8 protein-coding genes are annotated in these 17,097 nt (G+C 55.4%); 2 read left to right on the top strand and 6 right to left on the bottom strand.

The features are described 5' to 3' along the window. Window positions 1-12: 12 nt before the first annotated feature. The 5 genes from ACMTA2_RS13455 to ACMTA2_RS13435 all read right to left on the bottom strand — a co-directional run bounded on the left by ACMTA2_RS13455 (window position 13) and on the right by ACMTA2_RS13435 (window position 8,878). Window positions 13-2,979 carry a TAT-variant-translocated molybdopterin oxidoreductase gene (locus tag ACMTA2_RS13455; RefSeq protein ID WP_413795204.1) on the bottom strand — a complete coding sequence of 989 codons (2,967 nt, stop codon included), beginning with the start codon at window positions 2,977-2,979 and terminating at the stop codon, window positions 13-15. Further along, window positions 2,936-3,592, bottom strand: a complete 657-nt coding sequence (locus tag ACMTA2_RS13450) for a cytochrome c3 family protein (protein WP_058545208.1) — start codon at window positions 3,590-3,592, stop codon at window positions 2,936-2,938. The genes ACMTA2_RS13455 and ACMTA2_RS13450 overlap by 44 nt, the downstream gene beginning before the upstream one ends. Before the next feature lie 70 nt (window positions 3,593-3,662). Next, window positions 3,663-4,145: a helical membrane plugin domain-containing protein gene (locus ACMTA2_RS13445; protein ID WP_058545207.1), complete on the bottom strand. Its 483-nt coding sequence runs from the start codon at window positions 4,143-4,145 to the stop codon at window positions 3,663-3,665. Then, window positions 4,145-7,177, bottom strand: coding sequence for a formate dehydrogenase subunit alpha (fdhF, locus tag ACMTA2_RS13440; RefSeq protein WP_231139220.1), 3,033 nt, complete (start codon window positions 7,175-7,177; stop codon window positions 4,145-4,147). Before fdhF ends, ACMTA2_RS13445 begins: the two co-directional genes overlap by 1 nt. A gap of 459 nt (window positions 7,178-7,636) precedes the next feature. Next, window positions 7,637-8,878, bottom strand: coding sequence for a cation:proton antiporter (locus ACMTA2_RS13435; protein WP_413795203.1), 1,242 nt, complete (start codon window positions 8,876-8,878; stop codon window positions 7,637-7,639). Window positions 8,879-9,894: 1,016 nt separating this feature from the next. Between ACMTA2_RS13435 and ACMTA2_RS13430 the strand changes: the two genes are divergently transcribed. Together ACMTA2_RS13430 and ACMTA2_RS13425 are read left to right on the top strand one after the other, a co-directional pair. After that, window positions 9,895-14,037 carry a CheR family methyltransferase gene (locus tag ACMTA2_RS13430; RefSeq protein ID WP_058545205.1) on the top strand — a complete coding sequence of 1,381 codons (4,143 nt, stop codon included), beginning with the start codon at window positions 9,895-9,897 and terminating at the stop codon, window positions 14,035-14,037. Between the two features lie 685 nt (window positions 14,038-14,722). Further along, on the top strand, window positions 14,723-15,025 hold the full coding sequence (locus ACMTA2_RS13425; protein ID WP_064106790.1) for a hypothetical protein: 303 nt from the start codon (window positions 14,723-14,725) through the stop codon (window positions 15,023-15,025). A 1,494-nt stretch (window positions 15,026-16,519) separates the two neighbouring features. Here ACMTA2_RS13425 and ACMTA2_RS13420 read toward each other — a convergent pair. Further along, window positions 16,520-17,029: a ferritin-like domain-containing protein gene (locus tag ACMTA2_RS13420; RefSeq protein ID WP_058545203.1), complete on the bottom strand. Its 510-nt coding sequence runs from the start codon at window positions 17,027-17,029 to the stop codon at window positions 16,520-16,522. Between the last annotated feature and the right edge of the window lie 68 nt (window positions 17,030-17,097).

The following is a 17,097-nucleotide window of genomic DNA, read 5'->3' as shown; positions in this document are numbered from 1 at the left end:
CAGGCAAAGATGTCATGTCTGCTCCTCGATATCGCTGTCCCGGATCGCGGCGAGGTAAGTGGTTTTGGGGCCGGTGTTGAGTTCTTGCAGCAACGCGTAGTGGCGAATGCTGTCTCGCGCCTTGTTGACGGCACTGTTCTGTTGGCTCAGGTCACCGAACAGGATGGCTTGCGTCGGACAGGTTTGCTGGCAGGCCGTGAGTACTTCTCCGTCGGCGATTTCACGGTGTTGTTTCTTGGCCTCGATACGTGCCTCGCTGATACGCTGTACGCAGTACGTGCATTTTTCCATGACCCCGCGCGCGCGCACCGTCACGTTGGGGTTGCGTTGGGCCTGGATGGAAGGTTCGTCCTCGGCTGTCCAGTCGTACCAATTGAAACGCCGTACCTTATAAGGGCAGTACGAGGCGCAGGTACGCGTTCCAATGCAGCGGTTGTAGATCATTTCGTTGAGTCCGTCGGGGCCATGGACAGTGGCATTGACCGGACAGCCGACCTCGCAGGGCGCCCGTTCACAATGCATGCAAGGCACCGGTAAGAAGGTCGATTTGGGCGACAGTGGCGAGCCTTCGTAATAATGGTCGACCCTGAGCCAATGCATGATGCGCCCTTTGGCTACCTGTTCCTTGCCAACGACCGCCACATTGTTTTCCGCTTGGCAGGCCACGACACAGGCGTTACAACCAATGCATTGATCGGTGTCTATCAACATGCCCCAGGAAGGATTATGGGTGGCATGTGGCGGATAAAGCGTAGGCTGCGCCTCCTGAAAAACCGCAGGGCCGATAGCCTCCGCGCGCGGCAGGTGCCGGATCAACTCGTGCCCGATCTGGTTGTGCTGCATTTGTGTAAAGGCCAGGTTGGCTTTTTCACCGGTCGGAGCCAGGCTTGCTCCGGTCAGCAGCCACGGTGAATCCCCCCGGCGCAGGGCAGCGTAGTCATAACCCAGGCCGGTGCCGACCCGCCCGTCGCGCTCACGCCCGTAGCCGGCAAACAACGTGATTACCGTCTGCGCCTGGCCCGGCATGACATAGGCCGGTCCTTCCACCCAGCGGTCATTGGCGGTCACCCGGACGATGTCGCCATTGCTCAGCCCTTGCTGCTCGGCGACAAATAATGGCACACCTATGACATTGTCCCAGGTCAGCTTAGTGATCGGCTTGGGCAGTTCCTGCAGCCAACCCAGATTGGAAAAACGTCCGTCCCAGACACAGGGATCCGGTCGAAACTGAACCTCCAGTCCCGTCTGGCCAGAAACCTGCCGGCTCGGTTCGTCAAACCAAACCGGACCGGCCTTTACCTGGACGCAAGGCAGCGCGCTGCCGTCGATGAAGCCCAGGGAAACCGCCTCGCGCCATTGCTGCGTTGATATCATTGACCAGGTTTCCCGGACTTGGCCTTGCGCATCAAGCACAGGATGGGCGGTGAGCATCGCCACAATCTCGCCAGACGAGCGAGTGCTGTAGAACGGCTGTACCAGAGGTTGTGCAATACAGACACTGCCGTCAGCAGCCCGGGCATCACTCCAATTGTCGAGGCGGTGGCTTAAAGGCAAATGCCAATGACTTCGAGCGCCGGTTTCGTCATAGTACAAACCGGCATGAATGCGCAGCGGAACACCTTCCATGGCCTCGCGAAAAGAGAGATCGCCTGGCGCGCTATAGGCTGGGTTGGCATCCAGCACAAGCAATGTCCTGACCTCGCCGGACTGCATCGCCCGGGTCAATGTACGAACGTCCCCCAGCGATTGCTCGCCAACGTCTGTCAGTAAAATTGGATCGGTGTACATCACGGTTCGTCCGACATTACCCAACCGTTCGTTCAGGCGATGCACCGCCGCCTGCAAATCCATGGGCAACTGCGCGCCGGCCATGATCAGGCAATCGCCTCGACGCGCTTGCAGGGCCTGAGCGAGCGAATCGATCCAGCGCTGCTCTTGCTCTGGCAAAGGCAGGGCACTGCCCTCACCCAGCGCGGCGGCCAGCGCTCGGACATATCCACGTAACTGCGAGGGCGCGATGGGGCGGGTTTGCGTGGCTTTGGCGCCGGTCAACGTGGGAGACGCCTGCACCATGACCAGACGAGACTCACCCTCACCCTTGGCTGCGGCCGATCGGCGCCCGGCCCAAGATAGGGCGTGAGCCGTCTGCTTGGGACCGGCCCCGAGGAAATCGTCTTCAAAGCTGAGGATCAACTGCGCCTTATCGAGCACATAGTGGGTCTCCACCGCGCGACCAAACGCACGTTGAGCGGCGCCGTAGCGCTGCCCTTCGAATGGCTCGAATTGATAAAACGCCGTATCGGGCCAGCGCCGTTGCATGAGCTTTAATTGCCGATGCAGCGTGGGCGAGCTGTTGGCACCCATCAGCACATGCATGCCCTTGCCCTTGGAGCGGTCAAGCTGCGGCTGCAGCTCGCTGACCATCCGCTCCACGGCGCTCCAGGTGCTGTTGCTCCCTTTGAAGCGAGGTCCTTTTGAGCGGTCCGGATCGCAGAGTTGCAAAATGGCAGCCTGGGTAAAAGCATCGCAACGCCCGCCGCTGGCCGGGTGTTGAGGGTTGCCCTCCAGCTTGGTCGGTCGTCCCACGTGGGTACGCCCCAGCACGGGTTGAGCGTACCCGGCGAACTCGACGGCCGTGGCGTAGTACAGCGACTTGCCAGGCACGATGATCTCCGGTTGCGCAACGTACGGCACAGCCGTTCCCGGTGTCGGCCCGCAAGCCGCTAATCCGCCCAGTGCCAACGAGGCGCCCATCAGTTGCAGAAAGCGACGCCGGTCCATCGGCTCCGCGCCGGCGGGAAATTCCGCGTCAAGCAAGGCCTGGAAGGTTGGGTCATTAGTCAGTTCTTCCAGGCTGTGCCAGTAATGCGCTCCCCGTTGTTCCTTGAGGTGACGGCGAATGGCGACATAATCGAGCGTTGGACGATCCATTGGCTCACCTATGGCAAATGTAGCAAGAGGTGAGGTCTGAAACGCCAATGTGCTGCTCTCGCATCAGGCGCTCCCCCAACTCTCGACGATTCAACGTTGTGGTCCAGGTCATGTCGGTGACGAACTGTCGGGGCCGCAATCGAGGCGCCGGATCGCGGTGACACTCCAGGCACCATCTCATCTGGAAAGGCTTGTCGCGGCGCATCAAAGCCATGGTTTGCACGGGGCCGTGGCACTCAACGCATCCGACTCCCGCCTGGACGTGGATGTCATGATGGAAATAAACGTAGTCCGGCAAACTGGCAACACGGTTCCACCGGATCGGCGAACGGTTGAGCAGACTCTGGCGGATAGGCTCCAGCACTTGGGCATCGGTCCATATCTGCGAATGGCACGTCATGCAGGTATGGGTAGGCGGAATCGATGCCAGGGCGCTGGTTTCGACTGAGTCGTGACAATAACGGCAATCGATCTTCAATCCGCCCACATGATGTTCGTGAGAGAAGGGGACGGGCTGATTGACTGTCCAGTTAACGCCCGTGACGTAATCGGAGCGCGCCAGCGCAAAGCATACGGCTACCAGCATTGTCGAGCCGCCAAAGATCGCCAGCAACGCCAGGCGAAACCAGGTATCAGCTGATCGCGGGAATATCTGGGGCATCGTAGGGTCGCCCTGGTGACTTTGACTTCACCTTTCGTCCTCATGGCCATTGATGATGACGACACAAGCGTCAGGCATTGCTTGGCTTGCCGCTGAACTCGGAGATGGGCTTGTCCACCTTCTTCCCCAAACCGTCTGCAAACACCTTGAGGACCTCGATCACAGGCATGACTGCCTGCCATAACGCTTCGTCATGAAGCATCTTGTAGGCGCCACTGAGGCCCGGGGCGTCGTTGCTGTCAGGCTGCGGCTCGTAGGCCCCGGCATGAACAAGCGCATCCTTCAAGGCGAACGCTACCTTGTAGAAATGCTCCGGTGGGATACGCGACAAGGCCATCGTAAGTATCGAAAGGTTTTGCAGCGTATTTAAAGTACCTTCCTTATTCAGCCCATCCACAAGCACCTTGGTGACAGGTATGTTGGCGGCGATCAAGTCGTTGGCGAAACGCAAGACTCCGTGTGCGTGCATCGTCTGGAGCAGGCGCTCCAATTCCTCATGGGCATCAGGACCGATCTTGGGTGGCTTGACCTCGTGCTGGATGCGTTCTGCCATTAGAATTTCTCCGGGTTAGGGGCTTGTTCGAGAGGCGGAACATAATCCTCCCTCGCCCACTTGACCTGAACGATCTGAGCGGGCACGCCGTCGATCGGGGTGCGCTTGCCGTGGCGGAAATTGCCGGGCGGTATCGGCTGGTAAAACGGTTCTCTGGACAATACTTCCAGCTTGACCGCCGTCTCCTTGTAAGCCGGTGTGTTGACATCCGGGTCGTGGTGTTCTCCGGTTAGCTTATTGAGACCCGGTTTACCTTGGTGAATAGGCATGAACAACACGTGGCCTTGCACCCGGTCGGTGATCACTACTGGAACCTCCAGCGAGCCACGGCGTGAAGAAAGACGTACCCACGTACCCTCCTCCAGCCCTCTTCGAGCGGCCAGCTCAGGGCTGACCTCAACGAACCCGTTCGGCGAAAGCGAGGTCGTGCGCTTGCCCTTGTCTGTCTGGTTCATGCTTTGGAAATGTTCGAGCATGCGGCCGTTGTCGAGCATCAGATCGAATTCTTCGTCGGTCTCTTCGACAGGCGTTTTCCAGGTCAACGGATACAACACGGCGTTGCCGTCGGGTGTGTGAAATCCATTGGTATAGAGCAAAGGCGTATCGGTGCCATCAGGGTTCATCGGCCAATGCAACGACTGCCACCCTTGCAGCCGCTCATAGCTGACGCCATTGAAGATCGTCGCGATGCTTGCCACTTCATCCATGATCTGTCCGGGATGGGTATACCCCCAGTCATGACCCATCCGGGCGGCAAGATCCGTCAGGATACGCCAGTCTGGACGGCTGTCCCCCAAGGGCGGCATCACCTCATAAAAGCGCTGGATGCGCCGTTCGGTATTGACGAAGGTGCCCTCTTTTTCAACGCTTGGGCATCCAGGCAAAACAACATCGGCAAACTCTGCCGTGCGGCTAAAAAAAATATCCTGGACTACCAGGAAATCCAGCTTGGTAAAGGCCTCATGAACGTTCTTTGAATCGGCATCTGAAAATGCTGTCTCCTCCCCAATGACATACATTGACTTGATCTTGCCCTCGTCGGCTTCCTTGACCATCAGGAAATTGTCCTGTCCAACTTTGTCGCTGAGATGCTGCGGCGGCACCCCCCATGCGTTGGCCCACTTGGCGCGGACCTGCAAGTCCGTCACTTTTTCGTAACCTGGATACATATTCTTCAAGCAACCGAAATCGCTGGCCCCCTGCACATTGTTATGACCACGCATGGGATAACCACCGGTTCCTGGCTTGCCATAGTTACCGGTCACCAGCAATAAATTGGAGAGTGCGGTACTCGTGTCGGCGCCATGGCTGTGCTGGGTAATGCCCATGGCCCAGCAAATGCTGACGGAGTTGGCATCGGCAATCATGTGCGCCGCCTCGACCAACTGCGCCTGGGCAATGCCCGTCATTTGCTCGGCAAACGCCAAGGTAAATGGCTCGAGTGAAAGACGATATTGCTCAACCTGGTTGACCTGACTGGCTAGGAAGGCATCGTCAACACGACCTTGCTCGAACAGGTAGCGAGCTATGGCAGAGGCCCAGATCAGATCGGTTCCAGGCTTTATTCTCAAAAACAGATCGGCGCGCTGGGCCATCTCATGGCATCGTGGATCGACCACCATCAATTTTTGCCCATGGTGTTTTTGAGCGGCTTTGAGCCTGGAAGCGATGACGGGGTGATTCTCAGCCATATTGCTGCCCACGAGGATCACCAGTTCGGCTTTTTGCAGGTCTTCAATGGTCCCTGAATCCCCACCATACCCTACCGTTCGGAACAAACCCTTGGTGGCCGGGTTCTGGCAATAACGAGAAGAGTTATCCACGTTGTTGGTACCGATAATGAGCCGGGCAATTTTCTGCGTCAGGTAGGCCTCTTCATTGCTGGCCTTACTGGAGCCGATAAATCCAATGCTGTCGGGACCATGAGTATCGCGAATGGCCAAAAGTCGACGGGCAATCAAATCCATGGCCTCGTCCCAACCGGCTTCACGGAAGCGTCCGTCTTCGCGGATAAGCGGCATCGTCAGCCGCTGGGGATCATTGACGAAATCCCAAGCGAACTTACCTTTAACGCATGTGGAGATACCGTTGACCGGTGCGTCGACCATCGGCTGGACCTTGAGAATCTGACGGTCACGTGTCCACATCTCAAAAGCACACCCTACCCCGCAATAAGTGCAGACCGTCTTGGTGCGCTTGATTTCTGGTTGGCGCCACTGAATATCCATGACTGAAATAGCGGAGATAGGCGTCGCGCCGATTGTATTCTCCAGGGTTTTGACGGCATTGATCAGGGGCCGCTTAAGCCCTTGCGCCATAGAAGTGAAGGGCCCGGCGTCCGGTTGCATGGTTTTTTCCAGCAGCGCGTTGCATGGACAAACCGTGACGCAATGCCCACAACTCACACAACTGGAACCCGAGATTACCTGCGCGCCATCCCACAGCACCCGCGGATGTTCAGCAGAAAAGTCAATGGACAACGTTTCGTTGACTTCAACGTTCTGACACGCTTCCACACAACGTCCACACAAGATGCACTGGTCCGGATCGTAGGTGTAAAACGGATTGGAGTGATCCTTAGCAAAAGGCTTGGGTCTATATTCATAGCGCTGGATGGGCAGATGCATGTCCACTACGGTGTTGTGCAACGTGCAATCGCCAGTATTGTGCTCGCACACCGTGCAATACAGTTCATGCTTGGCAAGGATGCGATCCACCCCCTCATGCCGCGCCTTGCGCGCCTGGCCCTGGCTGGTCAAGTTCATCGCGTCGGCGGTGCGCAGCGTACATCCACGCACCAGTTGGCCATTGTTTTCAACCCAGCATACGTCACACGTTTGCAAGGCGCCCAAGGAGGGGTGATAGCAGATATGGGGCAGTTGAATGCCATGCGCGGCGAGAAATTCAATCAGTGGGATATCAGCGCTGCCTGACAGTGACTGACCATCAAAGATAATTGTGCATTTGTTCACATGACTCATCAGCAATACCCCGTCATTGAAACGGTAGGACCCCGCCTGGCCTTCGACCATCGCTCTCCATGAGCAAATCCCCGGCCGCAACTTCGGGCACATAACCCGGTAGCGATTGTCAGGGCGCTACCCCCAGGCTGCCGTTATAGTTTTTTTACTGACGTACATCCCCAGCCAATCGTTCCAACAAATTCGCATTGGCTGACTAAAGGCATTCACCTGGCAGCTCAATACAAGCAGGTCGCAGTATTCCAGGCAGTTTCTCTACCTAGGGTTGAGGTAGGAGTTTCGGGCACTTGAGGCCATCCTGCACTCATGTTGGAGGAGTCCGATCTTATGTTCATCGGCTTGCTGGAACTCTGAGAACTCCGTTAAGCAGTGACCAGTTGGCTGGCCATAGCGGGCAAGATTTTGAGCCCGCCTTACCTGGTCCTACGCAGGGGATGAAGCATACGAGCTTAATCATCAGCCAAAGCGCCCCGAGAGAGCCGCCCCAAGGAACGACGGACGGTCGTTTGCTCATCTCCGCGAGCACGGTATTACTCGCTTTACCAAGTTTCCGATCGACATTCCTTGGATGAGGATAGAGAAAATCACGATCATATAAGTGAGTGAAACAACGACATCACGCGCATCACCCGCAGGTAACGACAATGCCAAAGCTACTGATATCCCGCCTCGAAGGCCTCCCCAGGTCAGAACAGCCCACGATCCACTTGGCAAACGAAAGCGTTTTCCAAGTACGGCAACCGGAACCCCGACAGTTAAGGATCGCGACAGCAAAGTCAAAACGATAACAACGAGCCCTGAGACAACCAGAATGCTCGAAAATTCGATCAAGATGACCTCCAGTCCGATAAGCACGAATAATACGGCATTGAGAATCTCGTCTATCAACTCCCAAAACATATTTATTTTTTTCTCCGTTCGCTCAGACATCGCGTACGAGCGACCTTGATTACCTACAATTAACCCCATAACCACCATGGCTAACGGACCGGATATATGCGCATGTATCGCAAGTGCATAGCCGCCAAGCACGGCCGCCAAAGTAATCAATACCTCCTCTTGGTAACTGTCGATGCTTTTTAGCATGAGATATATGAAGCCGCCGACAGCTGCTCCGAGAGCTATCCCTCCTCCTGCCTCTATGAGAAGAAGCTTTGACGCTTCCATGAAGGAAGGTGTTTCACCACTCGCTATCATCGCCAGAATCAAGGAAAACAAGACGACACTCACACCGTCATTGAAAAGTGACTCGCCGGAGATCACCAATTCAACGCTTCGAGGCGCTCCTGCTGAGTTGAGGATACCCATCACGGCAATAGGGTCAGTTGGGGAAATCAACGCCCCAAATACCAAACAGTATGCCAGTGGTAGCTTTAGGGATGTCAAAGACAGAAGAGCCCACAATCCATAGCCAATAATCAACGTCGACGCTGTCGTTCCAATCACGGCTAGAGATGCTACCTGCCATCGGTAAGTTCGAAGCTCAAATAAATTGACATGCAAAGCGCCTGCAAATAACAGCAGAGACAGCATCCCCTGCATAAGCAATTCGGAAAAATCGATGGACTCGATCAACGATTGCTCAAGCGTATGCAGGGCATGTAGCCCCATTGCATCAAGCGCCATATTGAACAAAGACATGGTCAACGCGATTCCCATCACGCCTATAGCGGACGGCAACCCTACGAACTTGCGGTTGAGAAAAGCGAGAACTGCTGTGATACAAAGAAATACGGCAACAATATCGAGCATCAACCGAGTCACTCCAGCTGGGGGCATCTGATCTCTGGCAATGGGTCGCAACAGGCAGAAGGTGATCATGCTGCAAGACGGATGATCAGGCTGCAGCCGTTTCTTCATCGACTTACAAAAAGCTTAAAAGGTGCCAAATTTTTTTCGTGACGGGTAAATGGATGTTCGAATCACCACCTAAAAATCGGGTCTCAGTAGCAAAGCCTAGCTTGGCCATCACCTTAAGTGAGCCATCAGAAGGTATGTTGCCCCGGATGCTTAGTGCGCCAATTAAAGCTGGCGCAGGATAGTCGATGAGAGTTCGATACAGTAAGAAATGGCGAATCAACCAGCCCCGGAGTCATGCATGTTGCACCGTGAGGTGCAGGATGAGGCGTTGACAGGGCAAACCGATGGGCTAGCCATTGAGCCGCGAAATCAGAAATCCGGAATGCCGACGCTGTTAAGCGAAGCAGAAGGCATTACCGAGCATGGCGTTATACGCCTGTCATGCTCTGATCCCGCGCGGTCGGAGATCCGAGCCCTGCGGAGACGGTGGAGGAAAGGGGCGTAGCCAAGGGAAACACCGCTCCCCCCGGTACCCCGGACACTGAGCCGGGTCAGTTGCATGTCGATCGGACTTGAAGCTGCACGTGAAGCAGCCCAAAGAAACAAGGGTTCGCTGTTCACCGCTCTGCTATACCACATCACACCGCAGTTTTGGCGCAGAGTTCTATGCCCTGCGCCGCAGTGCCGCAGTGCCGCAGTGCCGCAGTGGGGCATAGACGGCATCATGTGGTGGAGAGAATATGACGAAGATCGAATGTTCAACCACTCGTCAAATCGAACAAACCTTAGCGGGGTTTCACGTCTCAACTGAAAGTGTACAGGTTCGCTGGATTTAGCCGGGTGGTATCGAAACATTCTGCCCCAAACACCTTTTCAGCTATATTTCGTCGTTCCGTCATTCTTTTTTCCTCATCTTCGCTCGCAATCGTGCTTCATTCCTCTTGAGAAGTTAACCAAGGTTAGTGTTTATGAAATCTGCACCTCAGCGGTCCCCCAATGTTCCGCAACGCAAAGATCTGATCCCCAGCCACCTCGCTTTTCCGGTGGTCGGCATTGGTGCATCAGCGGGCGGGCTGCAGGCGGTGAGGTCGTTTTTCGAACACACGCCCCAAGACAGCGGCATGGCTTTTGTGGTGATACTGCACCTGTCGCCCGATCACGAGAGCGTGGCGGACAAGATCATCCAGCAGTCGACTCGCATGCCGGTGCTCCAGGTCAACGCCACCACGTCCATCGAAAAGAATCGGGTCTATGTAATCTCACCCGCCCAGCACTTGACGATGAATGATGGCTATCTGTCCGTCTCACCCTCCGTACGCCAAGGCGGCTCGCATATCGCCATTGATCTATTTTTCCGGGACCTGGCGGACACCCACAAAGATCGCGCGTTCTGCCTAATTTTATCTGGTACAGGCACCGACGGTGCGGTAGGGCTGTCGCGCATCAAGGAGCAAGGCGGCATCACTCTGGTACAAACGCCGGAAGATGCCGAGTTCGATGGCATGCCGCTCGCTGCGATCGAAACTCAGATGGTCGATCTGGTGCTGCCGGTGGTGGAGATGCCACAGAAGCTTTTAGATCTGTGGCGCAACGCTCAGTCGATTATCCTGCCCACGGCTAATGACCCCGAAATCAAAACCCTTTCCCCCGCCACCGAACGCGATGCGGCCGTGGCGGAACAACTACTGCTTGATATTCTGACCCAACTGCGTGCCACTACTGGGCACGACTTCAAGCATTACAAACGCGCCACCGTATTACGCCGCATTGAGCGACGCCTGCAAGTCACCGCCCAGCCGGACCTCACGGCCTACTACAATTACCTTCAAGACCACCCGGAAGAAACCAAGGCCTTGCTCGGCGATATGCTGATCGGGGTGACTAACTTCTTCCGCGACCGAGAGGCCTTCGAAGCGCTTGAGCGTGACGTTATTCCAAACTTGATAAAGTCACTGGAAGACGCAGTTCCACATCGCGAAGAGGTACGCGTATGGTCGGCTGGTTGCTCCACCGGTGAGGAGGCCTATAGCCTCGCAATGCTGGTGACGGATCAATTGGCACAGGATGCCAGCAGCGCAAAGATGCAGGTGTTTGCCACTGACATCGATGAACGCGCGATCTCCCACGGCCGCAACGGCGTATATCCTGAAGCGATCATCACAGACGTGCCACCGACTCGCTTGCGTCAGTACTTCGCTAAGGAAAAAAATCAACACTATCGGGTGCGCAAGGAGATTCGCGAAAAAGTTCTGTTCGCTAAACACAGTTTGTTGGCCGACCCGCCATTCTCGCAAATCGATCTGATCGTGTGCCGGAACCTGTTGATCTATCTGGATCGCGACGTGCAGCGCGATATCCTGCAGATGTTCCATTTTGCGTTGCGACCTGGTGGCTATTTGTTTCTGGGGTCATCGGAATCAGCGGACGGCTGCCTGGATTTATTTGTGCCGGTGGACAAGCGCAACCGCATTTTTCGTGTACGGGCCGGTTCGAGTGCCATGCGCCGAGCGCCCTCCATGCCCCGTAGCGGCTACGTTCGATCTAACGCCCTAACCGTTGCAGCTGAAACCAAGACACCAAACAAGATTTCGTTCGCGGATATTCATCTTCGTGCCTTGGAAAAAGCCGCGCCGCCCAGCGTGATTGTCGATGGCCATGGTGACATTTTGCACATAAGCGAAGGCGCGGGCTTCTTCCTGCGCTATGCGGCAGGGGAAATGACTCGAAGCTTGTTGGCCCTGGCGCACCCCGACTTGCGCCTCGATATCCGCACCACACTATTTCAGGCCCAGCAGTCGGGGGCTGCCGTGACGTCGCGAAAAGTGCGCATCACGCGCGAAGAAAGCCATTACCTGGTTGATATCACGGCCCTTCCTTACCACGATGAAGCGACCGAAAGCGACTATGCACTGATCATCTTCAAAGAGCGGCATATCGACCCGCAACCGCTTGATGACGAAAACACCAGCCATGCCGAAGTCCAAATAATGAGCCATCTGGAGCGCGAACTGCACCGCACCAAGCAGCACCTCCAGGAAACCATCGAGCAATCGGAACTCTCCAGCGAAGAACTCAAAGCCTCGAACGAGGAAATGCAAGCGGTCAACGAAGAGCTTCGCTCCGCTACTGAAGAGCTAGAGACCAGCAAGGAAGAGTTGCAGTCAATCAACGAAGAACTGCTGACAGTCAATTTCGAACTCAAAACCAAGGTTGAAGAGACCGACCAGATCAACGACTATCTGACTAACCTGATAGCCTCCACCGACATCGCCACCGTATTCGTCGATCGCAATATGCGCATTCGCTGGTTTACCCCGCGCGCCACGGACATCTTCAGCATGTTGCCGGTTGATACCGGGCGCTCGCTGATGGACATCACGCACCGTCTCAATTACTTGGAAATGGCCGAAGACGCCACGACGGTATTTGAATCGCTCAGCATGATCGAACGTGAAATCAGCAGTAAGGATGATCGCTGGTACATCGCACGCTTGCTGCCCTATCGCTCGAGCGAAGACCACATTGACGGCACCGTGCTGACATTTATCGACATCACCAAGCGACGCCAAGCCGAAGAAGAGTTGCGCCTGGGTGAAGAACGCATGCGTCTGGTCGCCGAGAGCACCCATGACTTTGCGATTATTATCCTAGATGAGCATGGTGTAATCACCGATTGGAACACCGGGGCCGAACTGATATTTGGCTACACCAAGCAAGAAGTGCTCGGCGCTTACTACGATTTGATTTTCTCTCCGGAAGACCGCGCCGGTGGGGTTCCTGAAAACGAGTTGCGCGCAGCCCGTGAGCATGGACGTGGCGAGGACGAACGTTGGCACGTACGCAAGGATGGAAGCCAGTTTTACTGCAGTGGTGAAGTCACCCAACTCAAGAGCAATAGTTTGCAAGGCTACGTCAAGATTGCCCGCGACCTCACTGGCCATAAGCGCACCCAGGATGAGCAGAACCAGCGGCTGATGGAAACCCAAACCAACAGCCATCTCAAGGATGAGTTTTTCGCGGTGATGTCGCACGAACTCAAACACCCGTTGAACCTGATCCAACTGAACGCTGAATTGCTGCGTCGCTTGCCAGCAACCAAGGCTACAGTCCCAGCGATCAAGGCCGTGAATACCATCTGCGACGCGGTTTCCAGCCAGGCGCGTATCATTGACGACCTGCTCGATGTGGCGCGTATGCGTACCGGCAAGCTCAAGCTGAAAAAACAGCCAGTCGACCTGACCAGCGCACTGCAGGAGATTTACAACGTTGTGCTTACAGCCGGTCACCATTGTCAGGTGACGCTGGAAATTCCAAAGCGCGTGCCGGTCATGGTGGATGCCGACCCCACACGCTTGGAACAGGTAATCTGGAACCTCGTTAACAACGCGCTAAAATTCACCCCTGCCGGAGGGTGCGTGCAATTGGTTGTCAGCCGTGTGGACGGGTATGCCCAATTTGACGTAATCGACAGCGGCACGGGCCTGACTGAAGAAAACATGGAGAAAATTTTCGATCTGTTCGGGCAGGCCGAAAACCAGCACCAGCCCCATCAACGTGAAGGCTTAGGTATCGGATTGTCCCTAGTTCGCCAGTTGGTGGAGGCGCACGGTGGTTCGGTCAGTGTCCGCTCCAAGGGCTTGGGTTATGGATGTACGTTTTCGGTGTTGCTGCCGCTCTGTGAATCCCAAAAACAAAATGAGACCGACAACTCGACAACGACCGCAGATGAGCGCTTGAACGGACTGAAGTTATTACTGGTGGATGACTCCAAAGATGTGCTTGAAGTGTTGCACATGCTGCTGGAGATGGAGGGCGCCGAGGTGAACGCCTTCGGCGATCCACGAGAAGCGCTCAATGCCGCCCGTACTAATGCCTATAACCTGATCATCTCGGACATAGGCATGCCCATTATGAATGGCCATCAATTGATGAAAAAAATTCGTGAGATGGATCATTTACAACAAACCCCGGCCATTGCGCTGACGGGTTATGGGGCCGAAAATCATCGTAATGAAACGGCCGAGTCAGGTTTCAATCACCATGTAAGCAAGCCCGTTTCTCATGATGCCCTGATTGAACTGATTGAGCGGCTATGCCGCTCGAGCGCATGACGCATTGGTGAAAATTCTAGGACGCCGAAAATCAGAATAATCGTCGACGCATTCGAGGTTTGAGACATGATCGATTCGTTCGTCGATCAAGGATCTCAGCGGCAAGGATAGGACGTTCGCTGTGACGCAAATTGCTTTGATAGGTGGACGCCTGCTCAAGCACACGTGCCCTTGGCGCCAGGGGATACGGCGGGCCTCCGCGACAATTTGGTGAGCAGACCGTCCAAGGCCATACCATCGAAGGGAAGAGTCTGAACCTTGCTTTGCAAAGCCGCATCCTCATGCACTGGCTGAACACGATTGTGCGCGTCACTATACTTTAGCTCTGCATATCCATTGTCCTTCCTCCTTGGCTATGTTCCGGCGATAACGGGCCTTGGGCTACACCGCGCGGGCCGTCGCCATTTACATATTGCCAGACTGACAAACGGCAAAAAGCCAACCAGTAGTTTTTTTGAAAGCTGAAACGACTCACCACTTCATGTCCGAGCGCCCATCTAAGAAAGAGATAATTTGCAGCCCTCGCGCTTCGAAAATTATCGATATTTCAAAGATAACAAGTTTGATACCCGTGCCGAGAGTAAGAGTCCCACCTTTATCGGGCTCGTTCCCGTTGCTGGTATCAGGTACAGCTCCCCTGCTGCCCTTGTTAATCCAAAGGAGCTACTCGATAAGGAAGGCCGTGATGCAATTCAAAAACACAGCTGAAAAATTGATGGCCTGCCGTCGCTTGGCGCTTGAGCAGAATGAAAGACTTTTTGATGAGGCGAACGCATACAGCCGACGCGCGTTCGATCTCTTGGAGCATCCCGACTTTGACTGCGAAATGTTTGAAGAGTACCTGCACATACGTCACAAGGCCGAGTCACTGTTTCGTGACGCAATTGAGCATCTCAGCGCCCTCAATGAACATTTCCCCCCACCTTCCTCGCGTTCCGCAACTGGGGTATCGAATAGCACAACAGTTGATAAGGAGATGGCGTGGTGACTAATTCACAGCGAGCCTGGGAACTGGCGATGGTTCTTGTCGCCAGCGGAAAAATCCCTTTCGATCCTGCGAACATAAGCGGCTCAATAAAAATCCTGGAGAGGCATCTAGAGGCCCTTGAAGAGGCGCTTCAGAGTGAGCCAAATCTATCCGAGCACGCGCAGCGCATCAGTAGCTTGCAGCGCCCTAGCAAGCCTCCCGAAGTTGCATAGACCTAATCGTTTTGTGGTCTGGTAGCGCCCGGCCCAAGCACGCAGTCCTTCCCGTTTGTTTTTCTAAGCTTTACTACCGGATGCGCAGGTCGCACCGAATTATTGGAGATCGATTCGCCACGTTCATAGTCACTTCTAGCATGGTCGCACTACTGGGCATGGCGGCTGGGCAAGCCTATGCTAAATCACCTTAATCAGCTGTCGAACATTGTCCATCCAGGTCGCCGACATCCGCTCGACTGAATGACACATTTCCCGCTTAGCGCCAAACTTCGCGGAGATCGAGGGCACCTTGAGTGCCTTCGATCATCTACAACAAATAATGTCGGCACCATTTGCAGGCCTGGCAATGCAGATTGTTCCGCAGGCGGCCCCTTACATACTGGCGCCTGATTCAGTACAGCCGTGTCGGCGAGGACAGTTCTACGGCATCGACCTACCGAATCCTCACCGATGCCTTCAAAGAGGACGGCATCTCTCCAAGGTCCGCAACGTTAGTTCCCGCAGAAGCAAAGCCCCAGCGTACACAACTCATAAATGAGCACCTAGATCTTGTTAAGCTGACGTGGCTGAAAGCTGCCATTTTGTCCCATAGGGCCTCGGCATGGTCTTTGAGTTTCTCGTAGTCCAAGCAGTCATCAGGATTTAGACAGCTGTATGGAGAAGCTAAAGATGACAGCCTCCCACAAATGTGCGGTGCTCCACCGCATGGCCTTGTCAGTGAGCGAACTGCGCGCCATATTTTGTCCGGGCGGAACCGGCCGCTGGACGTCATCCGCCGTTAGCCTTGCAGGAATGGTTGACGCTGAGTCTTATCTTGACCTCAATCCCATCCGACGTGCGAAGTCCATTTGCTTCCTGTGGAAACCCTCCGCGACTGGCACGACAGTAATGTTCAGGTGACGACCGTCGAGATGTCCCATTGCGTGCCGAGCCCCGGTCACGTGTTCATCGAATCGACCCTGCCCTCCGCCAGAATGAGCAACACCTGGTGGACGAAGGCATCGAACGCGGAGCACTCCGGGGCACCTTTCACAAATCATGAAGTCTCACAGGCCGGCCGATTGTTGCGTCGGCGCAAGTCCTTCGATCAAGGACGTTCACAGCGAAGCAGCAGCGCTTTGTCACGGTCGGTTGGCGCTTGCGCGAGATCTAAAACGCTATCATCTTGACCAGTTCAGCCGTTTGCAACCGGTGGCCACTGATCGCAAACAGCTTGATAAGACCCGCGCTTGAGAAAAAGTAGCGTCCGATCACTTGGCGAACGGACGCGCATTGATAGTTATTTCTTGGCTTCTTTGTCTGGGTCTGCCGAACGTGCAAGAAACGCTTCGGTGAGCTGCGGCAAGTGCTTGAGCAGCCAGTCGGCCATGGCGACTTCTTGCGGCAGGATCTTTTCGCAGGCCTGTCGGGTCTGCGTGTCACCGGCCGCTTCCGCCGCCGCGATCAGCACGGTGTAGCTGGCGATTTCCATGTTCTCGAACACATAACCTGCCATCGCGCCTTTGATCACCTCGTCACTCATCAATGACCCGCCGACGGCTTGACCGAACGCCATGAGCTTGCCGCCCAGATCTTTGAGGGTCGACGAATCGCCGCCCAGACGTCGCACACACTCATCGATAAGCTTCTGCTGGCCCAATGTCTCTTCAATGTGCTGATCGATGCGCGCTTTGAGCTGCGGATAATGCTCCAGGCGCTTGGATTGTGCCTTGAGCATCTGCTCGGCCTGTTGCTCCATGGCGTGGGCGTCACGCAGCCAGTCGAGCAGATTTTCCTGTGGAGTAGCCATTGTCGAATCCTCTTCTTGATGATTTCCAGTGATGGGCAAGGCGCGCCGACTACGCGTCGGCGCGTGCG

This window comes from Pseudomonas medicaginis (genome assembly GCF_965119365.1).
Lineage (GTDB): Bacteria > Pseudomonadota > Gammaproteobacteria > Pseudomonadales > Pseudomonadaceae > Aquipseudomonas.
This window is presented reverse-complemented; position numbering and strand designations above follow the sequence as displayed.